Raw genomic sequence first — 16,864 nt, forward strand, 5'->3', positions numbered from 1 at the left:
GATGGACGACGTGATCGCGGCCGAGCGCACGCGCACGAACTGGGCGGGCAACGTCACCTACCGCGCCTCGGCGCTGGCCCGCCCGACGTCGGTGGACGAGCTCCAGCAGCTCGTCGCCTCGACGCCGCGCCTGACGGCGCTCGGCTCGCGACACTCGTTCAACACCATCGCCGACACGGATGCCGTCCAGGTCTCGCTGTCGGACCTGCCGCCCGTGCTCGACATCGACACGGCCCGGCGGGTGGTCCGTGTGGCCGCGGGCATGACGCACAGCCAGGTCGCGGCCGGCCTGGAGGCCCGTGGCTGGGCCCTCGGGAACCTCGCGTCCCTGCCGCACATCTCCACGGCCGGTGCCGTCGCCACGGGGACGCACGGCTCCGGTGTGCGGAACCCGTCGCTCGCGCAGGCGGTGGTCGGCCTCGACGTGGTGCGCGCCTCCGGCGCGCTCGACCACGTCGACGCTGCGTCGCCGGACGGGCTGCTCGACGCCCACCGCGTGGGGATCGGCGCGCTCGGCGTCGTCACCGCGGTGGAGCTCGCGATCGAGCCGACGTTCCAGGTCGCCACGACGGTGCACCTCGACCTGCCGTGGGAGGCCGTGGCCGCGCAGTTCGACCCGGTGATGTCCGACGCGTACTCGGTGTCGATGTTCACGTCGTTCGACGACCGGGGCGCCCGGCAGGTCTGGGTCAAGCACCGCGTCGACGAGGCCGCACCGACGGTCGACCTCGTGGCCCTCGGAGCACGTGCGGCCTCGGGTCCGGTGCACCCGGGTGAGAACGACCCTGCCGGGGTCACCGAGCAGGGCGGCGTGCCAGGGCCGTGGGCCGAGCGGCTGCCGCACTTCCGGTCCTCGTTCACCCCCTCGACCGGGGCCGAGATCCAGGCCGAGTACCTGATCCCCGCGGCCTCGGCCGTGGCGGCACTCGAGGCGCTCCGACCGCTGGCGTCGCTGTTCGCGCCGATCCTCATCGCCGCCGAGGTCCGCACCATCGCGGCCGACACCGCCTGGCTCGCGCCGTCATCCGGCCGACAGTCGGTCGGTCTGCACTTCACGTTCCGCCGGGACGCCGCCGCCGTGGCCGCGGCGGTCACCCGGATCGAGGACGTCCTCGAGCCCTTCGACCCGCGGCCGCACTGGGGCAAGGTCTCCGCTGCCGGCGCCGAGCGGCTGCACGAGGCGTACCCGCGGCTGTCCGACTTCGCCGCACTCGCCCGTGACCTCGACCCCACGGGGCGGTTCCGCAACGCGTTCCTCGCGCGCATCCTGTCCTGACGCGATTGACAGGTGTCCCGCACCACCGGCTGTGGTGCGGGACACCCGGGTCCTCAGTCCTTGCGGGACAGGTCGATCAGGAGCCTGACCACGGTCACGAGCAAGCTCGCGATCCCCAGCCAGGGCACCCGACGCCTGGACCGATCATCGGCGTCGTTCGACATCGCTGACCTCCTGGTGTCGTCGCCGGCTGACACGAGGAGCTTCGGCCGAGGGATGCGTCGCCGAGCGGGCTCGGCTACCATCGGTTCCGAGCGTTGGAATCGGGATGGTTGATGCATCCCTTGGCTTTCCACTCGGAAGGCGAATCGAGGCCCGGAACTGTTGTCGCAGTCCCGGGCCTCACGCTTTCGCCCAGGTCGCGCTCCGGCGGTGACGCGACCGGAGCCAGCCTACGTGCATGTGTCCGCTGATATGCAGATCGACTCTCACAGGGGATCCCCATCGGATGCCCCGGCGAACCCCCGCTCCGGTACCGGTCGTCCACATGTGAGGACGCAAAGGTCGGGGCATGGCGAACCTCAACCGCATCATCGGCATGGCCTCGAAGGTCATCGACAAGCAGCTCCAGAAGCGTGGGCAGGGGGGAACCGCGCCCGGCGCCGGATCGCAGCAGGGCGGAACCGACTGGCGTGGCATCGTGCGGAGCGCCGCGGACAAGCTGACCGGCGACGACCGGGGCCAGCAGCAGCCGCCGCAGGAGTACGGCCAGCCGCAGCAGTACGGCCAGCCACAGCAGTATGGCCAGCCACAGCAGTACGGCCAGCCACAGCAGTACGGCCAGCAGCAGCAGCAGCAGCAGCCCGCAGGCACGCCGCAGCACGGGGCCGACGCCGACAAGGTCGCCCTGGCGAAGTACGATTACCTGCTCCGCACCTCGTCGCCGGAGCAGCTCGAACAGGTCCACCACGACGCCTTCGCGCGGCTCACCCCCGGGCAGCGCCAGCAGGTCCGCGACCGCCTGAACTCCGAGCTCCCGCCCCACGAGCACCTGCGCGACGACTCGGCGGGCGGCATGGCCCGTGCGATGACCCGCGGGGAGATGTCGCGTCCGGGTCTGGTCCGACGGGTCCTCGGGGGTTCCGGCCGCTCGGGCAACGCCAACGGCAACGGTCGCGGCCGCGCCGGGGCCTTCGCCGGCGGTGCAGCGGTCGGCGCTGGCGCGATGGCGTTCGGTGGCCTCGCCGCCGCGGTGGCCGGGGGAGCGGTGCTGAGCGCCGCCGCCGGTCCGGTGCTGGCAGGGGCTGCCGACCTCGGCGTGGACTTCGAGGGCATCGCCTCGGGCATGGGTGACCTCGGACTCGGTGACCTCAGCGGTGGCGTCGATGGACTCGCCGGTCAGGGTGAGCAGCTCCTCGGTGGCTTCGGTGAGCAGGCCGCGGGCTTCGGTGAGCAGGCGTCCGGTCTCGGCGAGCAGGCGTCGAACCTCGGCAACGACTTCCTCGGTGGGCTCTTCGACCGCTGACACACGACGGTGCGAACGCATCGGGAATAGCGGGACGGCGTCCGGCGCTTGCAATGTTTCGTCGTGCGTCGTCCGACGCACGCGAGATTCGGACGGGCCACCGTCGCGGTGTCAGGATGGATGCCGCCCGGCGGGTGGACCGTTCCGCCGTCGCAGCGACCGCCACCGCGATCGCGCCCCCTTCCCCGAGGAGCAGCCCCGTCATGAGACGCCCCAACCGCCTGACGATCACCGCGGCCGTCGCCGCAGCAGCAGCCCTGGTCCTGACCGGCTGCTCGGGTGGGGGCTCGTCCGACGACGGTGCCGACGGCACGGCCAAGGGCGGCACGCTCAACATCCTGACGCCGCAGACCTCGTTCCACCTCGACCCGGCGACCAGCCAGAGCCTCGGCATCACGTCGATGGGGCTCGTCGCGCGTCGACTCACCACCTGGGACGTCGAGCCGGGCAAGACGGCGAAGGTCGTGCCCGACCTGGCGACCAACACCGGCGTCTCGAGCGACGACGGCAAGACCTGGACCTACACGCTGAAGGACGGCGTCGAGTTCCAGGACGGCACGCCGATCACCACGAAGGACATCAAGTGGGGCATCGAGCGCTCGTTCGCACCGACGCTGAGCGGTGGCCTGAGCTACCACAAGTCGCTCCTGGTCGGTGGTGACTCCTACAAGGGCCCGTTCGAAGGCAAGTCGCTCGACAGCATCGAGACCCCGAACGACAAGACCATCGTCTTCAAGCTCAACGCCGCGTACGGCGACTGGCCGTGGCTCGCGTCGATGCCGGCGTTCACCCCGGTGCCCGAGGGCGACGGCAAGGACACCGGCGCCTACGACCTGAAGCCGGTCGCGTCCGGCCCGTACCAGGTGCAGTCGAACACGCAGGGCTCGCAGGTCACGCTGGTCCGCAACAAGAACTGGAGTGCGAAGACCGACGAGGTCCGCACGGCCGGCCCGTCGAAGATCGTGTTCAAGGAGAGCCAGGACCAGTCCACGGCCACGCAGACCCTGATCGCGGACAACGGCGACGCCAAGAACTCCTTCGGGGCGATCTACCTCGGTGCCGCGGAGCTGAACCAGGTGCGCAGCAACCCGGCCGCCCAGGACCGCCTCGCCACCTCGAAGGCCGGCCCGATCAGCTACATGGCGATCAACACGCAGCGCGGTGCGCTCAAGGACCTCAAGGTCCGACAGGCCCTGCAGTACGCCGTCGACCGCAAGTCGTTCCGGATCGCCGCAGGCGGCGCGATCGCCGGGTCGTACGCCTCGACCCTGATCACCCCGGGCATCGCGGGGCGCCAGGACTACGACCTGTACAAGACGAAGGCCACCGGCGACGTCGACAAGGCGAAGCAGCTGCTCAAGGAGGCCGGTGTCTCGGGCCTGAAGCTGACCCTCGTCACGCAGAACGACCCGACGTACCTCGCCCAGGCGCAGGCGCTGCAGTCCGGCCTGAAGCGTGCCGGCATCACGGTGACGCTCAAGCCGCTCGACTACGACTCCTTCACGCAGGCGACCACCAACGGCACCGACTTCGACCTGTCGCTGTCGAGCTGGCAGCCGGACTTCCCGAGCGCGAACGCCAACCTCCAGCCGCTCTACGCCTCGTCGCAGATCGGTGGCGGCGGCTACAACGTCTCGAAGTACCGCAACCCCGAGGTCGACGCCCTCATCGCGAAGGCGAGCTCGACGGTCGACCAGGACGCCGCGCAGAAGCTCTGGGCCCAGGCCGACCAGAAGATCATGGCCGACGCCCCGGTCGTGCCGCTGATCTACGCGAAGCAGTCGTTCCTCGCCGGGTCGAACGTGCAGAACTTCCAGATCGCGGACTTCCCCGCGTACCCGAACTACCTCAAGGTCTCGCTCAAGCAGTGACCGATCCGATCCTGCAGGTCGAGGGGCTCCGCGTCGCGTTCGGCGACGCGGAGCCCGTCGTCCGTGACGTCTCCTTCGACCTGACGCCCGGCCGGGTCCTCGCCCTGGTGGGGGAGTCCGGCTCGGGCAAGTCCGTCAGCGCCATGAGCGTGCTCGGGCTCCTGCCGCCGCAGGCCTCGGTGTCCGGCAGCGCCCGGTTCCGCGGCGAGGAGCTCATCGGTGCCCCCGCCGAGACCGTGCGCGCCGTCCGTGGGGCGGGCATCGGCGTGGTGTTCCAGGAGCCGATGAACTCGTTCACACCGGTCCTGTCGATCGGCACCCAGATCGCCGAGGCCGTCCGGGTACACCCGTCGGGACTCGACCGCGCCGGTGTCACGGCCCGCGTCGACGAGTTGCTCCGCGACGCCGGGCTCGCCGACCCCGGGCGCATCCGGAAGGCCTACCCGCACGAACTGTCCGGCGGCCAGCTCCAGCGCGCGATGATCGCGATGGCCCTGGCCGGCGATCCGGTCGCACTCTTCGCCGACGAGCCCACGACCGCGCTCGACGTCACCGTGCAGGCCGGCATCCTCGACCTGCTGCGGCGGCTCGGCCGCGAGCGTTCCCTCGCCGTGTTGCTCATCACCCACGACATGGGCGTGGTGGCGGACGTCGCGGACGACCTGCTGGTGCTGCGTCGCGGCGACCCGGTCGAGCACGGGACCGTCGCCGAGGTCTTCGCACACCCGACCGCCGACTACACGCGCGAGCTCCTCGCGGCCGTCCCCAGCCTGGAGGCGCGTGGAAGCTCCGCCGAGCCGCTCGCGTCGACCGAGACTCGGCCTGCCGGACCGGACGCGGCTCCGGCAAGCCGCAATCTGTCCGCAGACGCGAGCACCGCCTCGGCCCCGGCCGACGTCGACGACGCGAGTCGCGCCTCTCCCCACCGGCACGGCCGGCCCGCCGCTGGCGCGTCGGACCGGAACCGGCGGCGTGGGCCCAGTCCGCTCGTGGCGCGCCTGCGCGACGTCGCCGTGCGGTACTCGCGCCGAGGCGGACCCACCGTGTCCGGTATCGACCTCGACCTGCACGCCGGTGAGACCGTCGGCCTGGTGGGCGAATCCGGTTCCGGCAAGTCGACGATCGGGCGCGCGCTCGCGGGCCTGGTGCCCGTCGTCGCCGGCTCGGTCGAGGTGGACGGCAGCGACCTGCGCACTGCTCGCGGACGCCGGCTGCGCGAACTGCGCAGCCGGGTCGGCATCGTGTTCCAGGACCCGGCGTCGTCGCTCAACCCGCGGCAGACCATCGGCTGGAGCATCGCGGAACCGCTGCTCGTGCACGGCACCGACTCCGCAGCCGAACGCGCCGAGCGTGTCCGCGAACTGCTGATCGCCGTGCAGCTCGACCCGACGTGGGCCGAGCGGTTCCCGCACCAGCTGTCCGGCGGCCAGCGGCAGCGAGTCGCCGTCGCGCGTGCGCTCGCGCTGCGGCCGGCACTCGTCATCGCCGACGAACCGACCTCGGCACTCGACGTGACGGTGCAGGCCGCCGTGCTCGACCTGCTCGCCGGCCTGCAGCAGGAGTTCGGTTTCGGCATGCTGCTCATCAGCCACGACCTCGCCGTCGTCCGCCAGCTCGCCGACCAGGTGATCGTGCTGCGCGACGGCCGGATCGTCGAACGGGGGAGCACCGACGCGGTGCTCGACGACCCGCAACAGGACTACACGCGCATGCTCCTCGCCGCAGCGCCCGTCGCCGATCCCGTGCGACAGGCCGCCCGCCGCGAGGCGTGGCGCGCGTGGGAAGGAGTGGCCTCGTGACGGCCAACGTGGTGGACCGACCGGTCGCACCGTCCGGCCGTACGACCGGCTTCCGGGCCGTCGTACGGCGGGTGCGGCAGGACCGCTGGGCGGTGGCCTCGGCCGTCGTCATCGCGGTGTTCCTGGTGGTCGCCGTGGCGGCCCCGCTCATCGCGAAGGCGTCCGGGCAGGACCCGTACTCGTACGACATCGACGCGCTCAACTCGTTCGGCGCTCCGCGTGGTCCGGGCGGCGGCATCAGCGGCGAGCACTGGTTCGGCGTCGAGCCCCTGACCGGGCGCGACCTGTTCTCGATCGTCACGTACGGCGCGCGGACCTCGCTCGGCATCGGACTCGCCGCCACCCTGGTGTCGATCGTCATCGGCGTGCTCGTCGGCGTCACGACCGGGTTCTTCGGCGGCTGGTACGACCGGGTGCTCTCGCGGGTCGTCGACGTGATCTTCGGGTTCCCGTCGCTCGTGTTCATGATCGCCCTCACCGCGATCGTGCCGTCGTCGTTCCCGAAGCCCGTGCTCGTCGTGCTCGTCATCGGGTTCTTCGGCTGGCCGGCCGTGGCCCGTGTCGTGCGAGGACAGACGCTGTCGCTCGTCAGCCGGAACTACGTCGTGGCCTCCACCGCGATGGGCGCCGGCCGGTGGCACGTCATCCGCACGCAGCTGCTGCCGAACCTCGCCGCGACCATCACCGTCTACGCGACGATCTCGATCCCGTCGATGATCGGTGCCGAGGCCGCGCTCTCGTTCCTCGCCGTCGGGGTCAACCCGCCGACGCCGTCGTGGGGTCGCAGCATCGGTGACGCCATCGGCTGGGTGCAGACCGACCCCATGTACCTCGTGTTCCCCGGAGCCGCACTGTTCCTCATCACCCTCGCCTTCAACGTGCTCGGCGACGCCCTGCGCGACGCCCTCGACCCGCGAGGGGGCACCGCGTGAACGCCGCGACCCTGCGCTTCCTCGCGATCCGCCTGCTCGGTGCGGCGGTCGTGCTGCTCGTCGTCGCGGCCATCACGTACGCGCTCTTCATGCTGCTGCCGACCAACCCGGCGCGGGCGATCTGCGACAAGCCCTGCACCCCGGACCGACTGCGCGAGGTGCAGGCGTTCCTGGGCACCGACAAGCCCTGGCTCGCACAGTTCGGCGCCTACCTGGCCGGCATCTTCACCGGCCGGACCTTCGGCAGCGGCAACAGCGTCATCGAGTGCGCGGCGCCGTGCTTCGGGTACTCGTTCCAGCTGCACGAGAGCGTCACCGAGCTCATCCTCGCGCGCCTGCCCGTCACCGCCTCGATCGCCGTCGGAGCCGCTGTGCTGTGGCTCGTGGCCGGGGTGTTCGGGGGCACCGTCTCGGCGCTGCGTCGCGGCACCTTCGTCGACCGGGCCGTGATGACGGTCGCGGTCGCGGGTGTCTCGTCGCCGGCGTACCTGGTCGGACTGCTCGGCATCCTGCTGTTCGGGTTCGTGCTCGGGATCCTGCCGACGAGCGGCTACGTGGCCTTCGGTGACGACCCGGTCGGCTGGTTCACCCACCTGATCCTGCCGTGGTGCGTGCTGGCCTTCATCAGCGCTGCGATCTACGCCCGGTTGACCCGCGGCGAGATGCTCGAGTCGATGTCGCAGGACTTCGTCCGGACCGCTCGGGCCAAGGGACTGCGCGAGCGACAGGTCGTCGTGCGGCACGGACTCCGGACGGCGATCCTGCCCGTGGTGACGCTGTTCGGGCTCGACCTCGGGTCGCTGCTCGGCGGTGCAGTCATCACCGAGAAGGTGTTCTCGATGCAGGGTCTCGGCGCGCTGCTGATCGACGCGGTGCACACGCTCGACCTGCAGGTGGTCGTCGGCTTCACGCTGTTCTCGGCGCTGCTGATCGTGACCGCGAACGTGATCGTCGACATCGTCTACGCGTTCGTCGACCCGCGGGTGCGGCGCCAGGCGTAGGGCGCGGTCGGCCCGCGCACCGTGCGGGGCGCGCTGGTCCGTGCGAGGTCCGGTCCGACGCGGGCCCGTCGCACGGTGCGGGGCGCGCTGGTCCGTGCGAGGTTGCCCGCTCCGTTCTGCACTACGGCGCCGCACCGAGCGGGTAGCCCGTCACGGTCCGACGAACCCTGCACCGTGCGTCTGCGCCCGGCCCGGCTCGCCCCGCCCTGCCCCGGCTGCCCGCCTGCCTCAGGCCGGGCGCCCCACGAACCGGTAGACCGAGCCGTCGTCGGTGCGCGTCAGCACACCGAGGTCCACCGCATCCCGGCGCACGATGGACACGTCGGCCGCCAGCATGCCGATCGCGGCGTTCAGCACGGCCTCCGGCACGGCGCGGTCACGCCCGAGGCGCTCGAACACGAGTTCCACGATCCGGACGGACAGCGCATGTCGTTCGACGTCCTTCACCGGCATCCGCTCGATCCGGTCGAACTCGAGCACCGCTGCCGGCGACTGCAACCGCTGGAGTTCCCGTGCCGTCCGACCGAGCACCGCGGCGTCGGGGCCGTCGTCGGTGACCCAGTCGAACGAGCCGACCGCCGCCTGGGTGCGGTCGTCGGCGGGGGCTCCGCCGAACACCGCCGCACGGAGGGCCGGGGACGCCAGGACGGAGACGACCTGACGCGCCCGGCCGACCACCCGGGCGACGTCCATCAGAAGTACGTGATGCCGTGCGGCGTCCGCGGCGGCAACAGCATCGCGCGGAGCAGCTCCACCGATGCCGGGTCCGCAGCGCGGACCAGGCCGGCGGCCGCCAGGGTGACGGGGGAGACCGAGCCGATCAGCACCGCACCGAGCTCCGCGACGTCGAGCTGGACGTCAGACCCGGCCACGTCGACGTCGTCGGCGACGCGCGTGACGGTGCCACGGGCCTCCTGGACGTCCAGCCGGTACGTGCCGGTCGTGTGGCCGAGCGCATCGGTGACCGCGAGTGTCAGCGAGCCGTCGGCGGCGAACGGCCTCGACTCGAGCACCGCCGCCACGTCGAGCACGCGCAGCCAGACGTGGTCCTCCTCGTGGTCGACGTCGTACGCACGGTTGTCGCCGAGCGCCGCGACGATCGGGTCGTCGAGGCGGGACCGGTTGTACTTCACGACGTCGTTGAGGTCGACCGACAGCAGGAACTCCCACAGGGCGGTGTAGGCCCGGTCGTCCGCGTAGACCAGGTCGACGATCTCGAGCGCGGTGTCGGAACCGCTGGTCTCCTTGACGCGCCAGGTGACGTAGCCGTCGATGTCGTCCGAACCGTCGGGCCGGTGCACGGCAGCGCGGACGTCCTTCGCCTTCTGGCCGTCGGGGCCACGCAGGCCGAAGACGACGTCCCAGGTGCCGGTGTTGCGGACCATGGAGCCGGGGGTGCGGGCGTGGAAGCGGTCGAAGACGGCTTTGCCCGGGCAGTCGGCGAGCCACTGCGGCGTCACGACCGACACCGTGCCGGAGGTCGGCGCCAGCAGGGGGAGCGCGCGTTCGCGGCGGACGTGGATCGCGCGCTCGCGGATGGCGCTGCCGAAGCCGAAGCGGCGGTAGATGGTGCCCTCGGACGCGGTCAGCGACGCCACGGCGTAGCCCTCGGCGACGCCCCGCTCGAGCGCGTGCGTCATCATCCGGCGCAGGATGCCGCGGCGGCGTTCGGTCGGACGGACGGTGACCGCGGAGATCGCCTGGGTGTCGACGGAGGACCCGTCGCCCCAGCTCAGCGCCTTGCGGAACCAGGTGAAGGTGCCGGCCGGCCAGGTCTCGTCGACAGACCCCGGGAACGGCTTCCGCACGTAGACGCCGAGGAAGGTCTCTTCGTCGGCGATGAAGTGCGACGCCATGCGGGCTGCGCCCTCGGCGTCGGGGTCGGCTTCGTGGAAGCCCATCCCGACGGCCTGCATCCACGGTGCCGTCTCGGCGTTCGGTGCCCCCTTGTCGTCCGTCCCGGGCGCGAACTCGCGCAGCTCGTAGCGGTCGTCGAATGCATCGTTGCTCACGTTCCGACACTATCGGGACCGGGTGACGTCGCGACAGCCGTGTGGTCTGCATGGGGTCACGCGCCGGGAGTTGGGCGCGGGGCGCACGGTGCGGGGTTCGTGGGTCAGGGCGGTGGAGGTGGCTCGGTGCGCGGTTGTGGCGGGGCACGGGGCGGGCAAGTTCGCACGGGTCGGGCGATCCGGCACGGTGCGCATGCCCGAAGAACCTGCACCGCACGATGAGCCCTGCACCGCACGACGAACCCTGCACCGCACGACGAACCCGGCGCGGTGCGGTTCCGTGGTCGCGTCCTGGGGGCTCGCCCGGAGCTGCACGGTGCGGGGTTCGTGGGTCGGAGCGGTTGGGTGGCTCGGTGCGGGGTTGTGGCGGGGCACGGGGCGGGCAAGTTCGCACGGGTCGGGCGATCCGGCACGGTGCGGTTCCGCGGTTCCGCGGTTCCGCAGTTCCGCTGCTCTGCGGCAGGAGCTCGCACCGGGAGCGGGAACGCGCACGGAGTCTCCCGCGCTGCACGGTGCGCTGGCGCGACAAACCTGCACCGCACGACGAACCCCGCACCGTGCGACGGGCGGTGCCGCGTCAGTCGGTCGCGCCCCGCGGGGGATCGACGAGCAGGCCGACGCGGTCGGCCAGGTAGTCGGCGAGGGGGACGGCGGCGCCGGCCGTCGGGGACCACCGGACGGAGGGCACGTCGTCGGCGACGAAGAGCACACCGTCGGCGGCGACCAGGGTCTCGTCGACGGGGATCGGGACGGCGCCGTGGTTGACCGTCTCACCGGCGGCGAAGTGTCCCTTCGCGGCGGCGGCACGGTAGGCGCGACGGACCTCGGCGGAGACCGACTGGTACTGCGAACGACCGGGTTCGGTGACCCGGGTGATCGACCCGGTGGCCCAGACACCGCCGGCGGTCTCGGGGGACGACCCGATCAGGAGCGCTCCGACCCGCCACACCCGCCCGAGCGGCCGCATGGTGGGGTCACGACGGATCCCGAGGACGGCCTTCGGCTGGACGTACTCGCCGAGCGCTTCGTCGGGGACGTCCGCGGCGCGGAGCAATCGGGCCGCTGCGTCGAGGAGCTCCCGCGCCCGCTGCACTCCGTCCGTCACGTCCACCGAGCCTAGACCGGGTGGGGGTCGTGGTCTCGGTGGTGCTCCGTCCGACGTGGTGTGCTGCGCTGCGACGCCCGCGGCCGGTGCCCGCCCGACGACGACGGGCGGTGCTGACGAAGCCGGCGGTCATCATGACCGCGCCGTACGTCAGGAGCACGCCGGCGACCAGCGGGATGAGCCAGCTGCGCGACCCGTTGACGAGCTGGTTGACCAGGCCGATGTCCGGGACGCTGTACCAGAGGACTCCGCGGATCTGCACGGCGGTGACGGGGGCGGGGTCGGCCTCGGCGTTGTTGTCGCCCTTGAGGACGAAGGTCCGTCCGCCGTCCGACGACGAGGACACCGACACCACGCGGTGGCTGATGACCGCGGGCTGGCCGGAGACGATCTGGTAGGTGACGACGTCGCCGACCTGGATGTCCTCGACCGGGGTCGGCCGGACCACGAGCAGGGTGCCCGGGGGGAGTGTCGGCTCCATCGACTGCGTCAGGACGGTGAGCGGCATCGACCCCGTGGCCTTCGGGACGACGATCAGCACGACGGCCAGCGCAGCCACGATGAGCAGGAGCCCGGTGCTGAGCCCGAACGCGACGGCGCGGACGACCGCTCGCCACCCGGTGCGTGGGGCGGGGGTGCTCATGCGCCGCATCGGATCGCCGCCCCGTTGTCCTGCGTGAAGAGCGTGACCTTGCCGGTGCCCGCGACGGTCGAGGTGGGGTTGCCGGCGCTGTCGAGCACCTTGACGGCGACGGTGAGCGTGCCCGAGGTGCCGGCGCTCGCGGGGACGTCCGGCGGTGCGATCGTGATGAACGCGGAGTAGTCCTGCGCCTTCTTCCCGACCGGGGTCGAGCCGACGAAGGCCCCGTACCAGGTGTCCTGCGGGCGGTTCGCGGCGTCCCAGCGCACCTCGACGTACCAGCCGCCGTGGTCGGTGCAGACCAGCGACGGGGTGGTGTCGACGGTCGCCGCCGGGGTGGTCAGCGTGAAGCTGCCGGTGACGACGCCCGAGCTCCAGGTGCCGCTCGTGACGGTGAGGCCGACGTTCACCGTGGTGGTCGCGCCGGCCGGGGCAGACGACTGCAGGGTGCTGCGCGTGCACCAGATCGCGGAGGCCCCGGCGGCGAGCTTCGCGCTCATGCTCGGCAGCGACGCCCAGGTTCCGCTGACGGATCCGGTTCCGACGGCCGTGCTCGTGGTGCAGGCCGTGGTCGAGGCGACCGGCCAGGCGACGACGGTGACGGCCTTGGCGAGTGCAGTCGAGCTGCCGGAGGCGACCGAGACCGTGGTGGTGGCGGTGCCGCCGAGGGTGCCCGAGTCGGTCAGGGTGATCGGCTTCGTCGTCGAGGTGACGCTCGCCGAGAAGGCGGTGGTGAGTGCGCTCGTGCCGCCGATCGACGCCGTGACGGTGCCGACCGTCGTGCTCGCCGCGGTGGTGCCCGAGGCGCTCCACAAGGCCCACGCGGCACTCGAGGTGCCACCGACGAACACGGCGGTGAGGAGCACGGCGACGAGGAGCCGGAGGCGGCGGTTCATGCGGCGACCTGCGTTCCGGTGACGGTGAGGGTGAAGTCGGTGGTTGCGCCGGCGACGGTCTGCGGGGCGTCGGCGTCGAGGGCCATCTCGAGGCACGCGATGCCGCTGCCCCCGGCCGGCAGGGTGACGACACCTGAGCCCGTGTCGAAGGTGGCGAGCCGCGCGCTCGTGCCGGTGAGCCCGGGCACGCACTTCGCGGTCGACGACACCATCGCGAGGTGGAGCGTCAGCTCACCGGACGCCGCCGCGACGGATGACTTCGAGGACGTCGTCGTGACGCGCACGGAGAGCGGGATCGACCCGGTGTTCCGCATGGTGAACGTGCCGGTGGTGCTGGTGCCCGGCCCGAGGACCGCGGTGTTCATCGCCGTCGTGCCGCCGACGGTGATGGTCGCCGTCGCGGAGCGCACGGTGGTGGCGGCCGTGCTGGCCGTGCCGTTCCAGAGTGCGTAGGTGCCGCCGACGCCGAGGAGCGCCGTGCCGACCGCGACGACCAGGCCGAGCGCGACCGGCCACACCCAGCGGTGGCGTCGGGAGGCGCGGTGGCGTCCCGTCGTCCGCGGTGTGGCGGTCATGTCCCTGCTCCTGGTCGTCGTGGTCGGTGGGGTGCGATCGGTGGGTCAGGAACCGATCGCGGTCTGGGTCAGCGTGAAGGCGAGCGCGCTGAGGTTGAGCGAGCCGCCCTGACCGGTGGTCGCGGCGGCGGGCAGCGTCACGGTGAAGACGACCTTGACCGTCGAGGTGGACGACGACGGCGAGACGACGAAGGTGTTCGCGTTCGACGAGGACTGCACGATCGAGGCGCTCGTCGACGTGACGGCCAGCGTCTTCGTCGTGGCGGCGATCAGCGCGCTGTCACCGGTGATGCTCTGGTTGGCGTAGGTCAGGTTGGCCTTGAGGTCCTGGCCGGTCGCGCCGATGTTCAGCGTCTGCGTGAACTGGAACGTGTTGCCCGGCACCATCAGCGCCTTCGTCGGGTCGATCGCGGCGGAACGACCGTTCGTGATGTCGGTCCAGGCGCCGTCGTTGTTGGCGCTGAGCGTCAGGGTGCCGGCGCTCACCGCGGACGCGGCGCTCGAGGCGCTGGCGTTCCAGAGGGCGAACGTGCCGGCACCGCCGAGGAGGAGTGCGACGCCTGCTGCGCCGGCGATGGCACCGGTGACGATCTTGTGCATGGAGTGGTTCCGTTCCTGCGTGCCTGGGCGCGCTGAAGCCCACCGGGGACGTTCGGGTGTCCTGCCCGGTGGGGAGGTTGTCATCGACCAGTGGTTGGAAGGGGTCGCGGCTGACCGGTGCCGAGAACGGTCGCCGGGCCTCTGAGCGCAGGGACTGCTGCTCGGGCGGGCTGGACTCGCTCTGGGGACGACGTTAGCTGTCCCCCAAACTGCGGACAAGCGAGAACGAGCGTTCACCGGGACCCCAGAACGGGGGGCATTTGCGTCCTCGCATTTGAGGACATGCTTTGTACCCCGGTTTCTGGGTGTGTGCTCCGTGCGGACCGGGGAAACCCGGAAGGAATGCCGGTACGGGTGGCGTCGTTGCACCGTCCGGCGGAAACGAGGAGGGCCCATGGACATCGTGCGTTGGTTGTTCGACGCGCAGATCGTCATCGGCGACCAGACGGTGCTGTGGCGTGAGGTGATCGGCAACGTCTTCGGGTTGCTCAGCGCCCTCGGCGGCATGCGTCGCAAGGTCTGGGCCTGGCCGGTCGGACTGGTCGGCAACGCCCTGCTCTTCACCGTCTTCATGGGTGCGCTGTTCGACACCCCCAACCCCGTCAACCTGCTCGGCCAGGCGGGCCGTCAGGTCATGTTCATCATCGTGAGCGTCTACGGCTGGTACCGGTGGACGCACCGCCCCGAGGACGCGACGACCGTGATCGACCCGCACTGGGCCTCCTGGCGGTCCCGCCTGCTGCTCGTCGTCGGCCTGGTCGGCGGCACCGCCCTGCTGACCCCCGTCTTCCGCGCGCTCGGATCCTACGAACCGGTGTGGAGCGACGCCTGGATCTTCGTCGGCTCGCTGCTCGCCACCTACGGCATGGCCAAGGGGTGGGTCGAGTTCTGGCTCATCTGGGTGGCGGTCGACCTGGTCGGCGTGCCGCTGCTGTTCTCCGCCGGGTACTACGCATCGGGGCTGATGTACGTCTTCTACGGCGTCTTCACCCTGACCGGGTTCTTCGTGTGGATGCGCCAGCGGGTCCGCCCGCCGGCGGCGCCGATCACCGTCGGCTGACGGCCCGGGGGCACGGCCCCCGCTCTGGGACGAGACAAACGGCCCGCGATGCGCTGCAATGGTCGGATGGAACCCCTGCACGGCGAACGCGTCGAGGACGACGAGTCCCTCGCAGAGCGCACCGTGCGCGCAGCCATCCGCGCGTACCGGTTGCACCCGTTCGACGACGTCGACGCCGCGGTCATCGCCGACGTCGCCGGCGTTCCGCTCGAGACGGTCGAGCGGCTGTTCCCGACCTGGCACGCCCTGCTGCTGGTCACCTACGACCGGTGGGTGCGGCTGCGCGGGACCCGACGGAAGCCCCCGCCGACGTGCATGATCGAGCACGTCCGCCTGACCCTCGCCGAGGACGTCGCCGATCCGGGCCTCGTCCGGGTCCTCGCCGGACTGATCACCGTGGCCAGCTCGGAGTCCGGGTTCGCCGAACTGTTCCGCAAGCGGTTCGAGGAGTACGCCGAGCAGCTGACCGTCGGGCTGCAGCGCGACTTCGACAAGGGCGCCGAAGAGGCCGGGATCCCCGCGTACCAGGCGGCGACACAGCTGCTCGCGATGTACGAGGGGCTGCAGATCCAGATGCTCGTCCGCCCGCACATCGACGTCCTGGTCGAGTTCGACCGTGCGGCCGACACCCTGCGTCAGGGGTGGAAGCGGCATGCCGTTCCCTCGTGGGACCTCGACGAGACGCCTGTCCGCGTCTGAGGGCCGCGAGCGCGAGCGCACCGCGAACGCGACTCGTGTATCAGGAAAGTGCTTGCCAAGTTGGAAAGTAGTTGCCATACTGGTGTCACAAGAGGGGACACCATGGACCACACCACCGCACGACCCGGACCCGCCGAGGCGGCCCGACTGCTCGACCAGGCGGACCGGATCGGCCGACGCGCGCACGACGCCGTCCGCTGGCCGTACGTCACGTTCATCACCGCGCTCGGCGTCGCGACGTCGCTCGGCACGCTCGGCATGGGACTCACGACGGGGGACGCGTTCGCCGCGGTCTACGTCGGCACCCTCGTCGCGCTGTTCGCCCTGGTGGTGTTCTTCATGGTGAGCATCCGCGGCCGCTCGGCCTTCGCCCGGAGCCGCCGCTGGACCGTCTACATCGCCAGCTGGGCGGTCACCTACCTGGCGGCGATCGCCGTGGTCGGGTGGGTGCACGGCTCGGTGCTCTGGTCGGGCATCACCTCGGGGCTCGTCCTGCTGGTCGCGCTCGTCTGTGCGGCTCGTGAGGCCCGCTCGTGAGCACCACGGAACGGACGCACCCGCGGCACGAGCTCGACGACCTGCTGCAGCACCCGGTGCGCTTCTCGGTGATCGCCGCCCTGACCCGCGCCGGCACGCTGGGGTTCCGCGAGGTGCGGGACGCGGTCGAGGTCAGTGACTCGGTGCTGAGCAAGCAGGTGTCCGCGCTCGAGGCGGCCGGCTACGTGTCGGTGGGGAAGGGCTTCGTGGGCAAGACGCCCCGGACGTCGATCACCCTGACCGCCTCGGGCCGGGCCGTCTGGGCCGCCCACCTGGACGCGCTCCGCCGCATCGCCGCCGGCTGACCGGCGGCGCGAGCGCTGCGGGCCGGCGGCGCGAGCGCGGCGGGCCGGCGACGCGAGCACCGCGCGCCGGCAACGCGAGCGCGGCGGGCCG

At 71.6% G+C, this 16,864-nt stretch carries 17 protein-coding genes; 10 read left to right on the top strand and 7 right to left on the bottom strand.

Annotated features, from left to right (window positions below; translation table 11 throughout):
* Position 1: 1 nt before the first annotated feature.
* From ASF75_RS07985 to ASF75_RS08010, 6 genes are all read left to right on the top strand, one after another.
* Positions 2 to 1,276, top strand: a complete 1,275-nt coding sequence (locus ASF75_RS07985) for a D-arabinono-1,4-lactone oxidase (RefSeq protein ID WP_056070354.1) — start codon at positions 2 to 4, stop codon at positions 1,274 to 1,276.
* A 511-nt stretch (positions 1,277 to 1,787) separates the two neighbouring features.
* A complete protein-coding gene (locus tag ASF75_RS17980; protein ID WP_056070357.1) occupies positions 1,788 to 2,741 on the top strand; it encodes a hypothetical protein in 954 nt (317 codons plus the stop codon).
* Between the two features lie 203 nt (positions 2,742 to 2,944).
* Complete coding sequence (locus ASF75_RS07995; protein WP_056071033.1) at positions 2,945 to 4,612, top strand: ABC transporter substrate-binding protein; 1,668 nt, start codon at positions 2,945 to 2,947, stop codon at positions 4,610 to 4,612.
* A complete protein-coding gene (locus ASF75_RS08000) occupies positions 4,609 to 6,411 on the top strand; it encodes a dipeptide ABC transporter ATP-binding protein (RefSeq protein ID WP_056070360.1) in 1,803 nt (600 codons plus the stop codon). Before ASF75_RS07995 ends, ASF75_RS08000 begins: the two co-directional genes overlap by 4 nt.
* On the top strand, positions 6,408 to 7,343 hold the full coding sequence (locus ASF75_RS08005; protein ID WP_017888404.1) for an ABC transporter permease: 936 nt from the start codon (positions 6,408 to 6,410) through the stop codon (positions 7,341 to 7,343). The genes ASF75_RS08000 and ASF75_RS08005 overlap by 4 nt, the downstream gene beginning before the upstream one ends.
* On the top strand, positions 7,340 to 8,344 hold the full coding sequence (locus ASF75_RS08010) for an ABC transporter permease (protein ID WP_056070365.1): 1,005 nt from the start codon (positions 7,340 to 7,342) through the stop codon (positions 8,342 to 8,344). Before ASF75_RS08005 ends, ASF75_RS08010 begins: the two co-directional genes overlap by 4 nt.
* A gap of 228 nt (positions 8,345 to 8,572) precedes the next feature.
* Here the strand turns inward: ASF75_RS08010 and ASF75_RS08015 are convergent, their stop codons facing one another.
* From ASF75_RS08015 to ASF75_RS08045, 7 genes are all read right to left on the bottom strand, one after another.
* The gene (locus ASF75_RS08015; protein ID WP_056070368.1) at positions 8,573 to 9,037 is read right to left on the bottom strand and encodes a DUF2087 domain-containing protein; all 465 of its coding nucleotides are present in this window, start codon (positions 9,035 to 9,037) and stop codon (positions 8,573 to 8,575) included.
* Positions 9,037 to 10,356: a GNAT family N-acetyltransferase gene (locus ASF75_RS08020; RefSeq protein ID WP_056070372.1), complete on the bottom strand. Its 1,320-nt coding sequence runs from the start codon at positions 10,354 to 10,356 to the stop codon at positions 9,037 to 9,039. The genes ASF75_RS08015 and ASF75_RS08020 overlap by 1 nt, the downstream gene beginning before the upstream one ends.
* Before the next feature lie 577 nt (positions 10,357 to 10,933).
* Positions 10,934 to 11,410, bottom strand: a complete 477-nt coding sequence (locus ASF75_RS17870) for a hypothetical protein (protein ID WP_056070376.1) — start codon at positions 11,408 to 11,410, stop codon at positions 10,934 to 10,936.
* Positions 11,331 to 12,104 (bottom strand): signal peptidase I, encoded by a 774-nt coding sequence (locus tag ASF75_RS08030; RefSeq protein WP_235517585.1) that lies wholly within the window; start codon positions 12,102 to 12,104, stop codon positions 11,331 to 11,333. The genes ASF75_RS17870 and ASF75_RS08030 overlap by 80 nt, the downstream gene beginning before the upstream one ends.
* The gene (locus ASF75_RS08035) at positions 12,101 to 12,997 is read right to left on the bottom strand and encodes a hypothetical protein (RefSeq protein ID WP_056070382.1); all 897 of its coding nucleotides are present in this window, start codon (positions 12,995 to 12,997) and stop codon (positions 12,101 to 12,103) included. The genes ASF75_RS08030 and ASF75_RS08035 overlap by 4 nt, the downstream gene beginning before the upstream one ends.
* A complete protein-coding gene (locus ASF75_RS08040) occupies positions 12,994 to 13,572 on the bottom strand; it encodes a TasA family protein (protein WP_071251972.1) in 579 nt (192 codons plus the stop codon). Before ASF75_RS08040 ends, ASF75_RS08035 begins: the two co-directional genes overlap by 4 nt.
* 45 nt (positions 13,573 to 13,617) lie before the next feature.
* Complete coding sequence (locus ASF75_RS08045) at positions 13,618 to 14,172, bottom strand: alternate-type signal peptide domain-containing protein (RefSeq protein WP_056070388.1); 555 nt, start codon at positions 14,170 to 14,172, stop codon at positions 13,618 to 13,620.
* 394 nt (positions 14,173 to 14,566) lie between these two features.
* Here ASF75_RS08045 and pnuC point away from each other — a divergent pair, with 394 nt between their 5' ends.
* The 4 genes from pnuC (at position 14,567) to ASF75_RS08065 (ending at position 16,773) form a co-directional block, all read left to right on the top strand.
* Positions 14,567 to 15,232 carry a nicotinamide riboside transporter PnuC gene (pnuC, locus tag ASF75_RS08050; protein ID WP_017888412.1) on the top strand — a complete coding sequence of 222 codons (666 nt, stop codon included), beginning with the start codon at positions 14,567 to 14,569 and terminating at the stop codon, positions 15,230 to 15,232.
* 66 nt (positions 15,233 to 15,298) lie between these two features.
* Positions 15,299 to 15,931, top strand: coding sequence for a TetR/AcrR family transcriptional regulator (locus tag ASF75_RS08055; protein WP_056070391.1), 633 nt, complete (start codon positions 15,299 to 15,301; stop codon positions 15,929 to 15,931).
* Positions 15,932 to 16,033: 102 nt separating this feature from the next.
* Positions 16,034 to 16,468, top strand: a complete 435-nt coding sequence (locus tag ASF75_RS08060; RefSeq protein WP_017888414.1) for a hypothetical protein — start codon at positions 16,034 to 16,036, stop codon at positions 16,466 to 16,468.
* Positions 16,465 to 16,773, top strand: a complete 309-nt coding sequence (locus ASF75_RS08065) for a winged helix-turn-helix domain-containing protein (RefSeq protein WP_017888415.1) — start codon at positions 16,465 to 16,467, stop codon at positions 16,771 to 16,773. Before ASF75_RS08060 ends, ASF75_RS08065 begins: the two co-directional genes overlap by 4 nt.
* The last annotated feature ends 91 nt before the right edge of the window (positions 16,774 to 16,864 follow it).

Source organism: Curtobacterium sp. Leaf154, from assembly GCF_001424595.1.
Lineage (GTDB): Bacteria > Actinomycetota > Actinomycetes > Actinomycetales > Microbacteriaceae > Curtobacterium > Curtobacterium poinsettiae.

Excerpts from the sequence above, each read along its gene's own strand:
- ASF75_RS07985 (WP_056070354.1), top strand. The coding sequence starts at position 2 with ATGGACGACGTGATCGCGGCCGAGCGCACGCGCACGAACTGGGCGGGC.
- ASF75_RS17980 (WP_056070357.1), top strand. The coding sequence starts at position 1,788 with ATGGCGAACCTCAACCGCATCATCGGCATGGCCTCGAAGGTCATCGAC.
- ASF75_RS07995 (WP_056071033.1), top strand. The coding sequence starts at position 2,945 with ATGAGACGCCCCAACCGCCTGACGATCACCGCGGCCGTCGCCGCAGCA.
- ASF75_RS08015 (WP_056070368.1), bottom strand. The coding sequence starts at position 9,037 with ATGGACGTCGCCCGGGTGGTCGGCCGGGCGCGTCAGGTCGTCTCCGTC.
- ASF75_RS08030 (WP_235517585.1), bottom strand. The coding sequence starts at position 12,104 with ATGAGCACCCCCGCCCCACGCACCGGGTGGCGAGCGGTCGTCCGCGCC.
- ASF75_RS08035 (WP_056070382.1), bottom strand. The coding sequence starts at position 12,997 with ATGAACCGCCGCCTCCGGCTCCTCGTCGCCGTGCTCCTCACCGCCGTG.
- ASF75_RS08040 (WP_071251972.1), bottom strand. The coding sequence starts at position 13,572 with ATGACCGCCACACCGCGGACGACGGGACGCCACCGCGCCTCCCGACGC.
- ASF75_RS08045 (WP_056070388.1), bottom strand. The coding sequence starts at position 14,172 with ATGCACAAGATCGTCACCGGTGCCATCGCCGGCGCAGCAGGCGTCGCA.
- pnuC (WP_017888412.1), top strand. The coding sequence starts at position 14,567 with ATGGACATCGTGCGTTGGTTGTTCGACGCGCAGATCGTCATCGGCGAC.
- ASF75_RS08055 (WP_056070391.1), top strand. The coding sequence starts at position 15,299 with ATGGAACCCCTGCACGGCGAACGCGTCGAGGACGACGAGTCCCTCGCA.
- ASF75_RS08060 (WP_017888414.1), top strand. The coding sequence starts at position 16,034 with ATGGACCACACCACCGCACGACCCGGACCCGCCGAGGCGGCCCGACTG.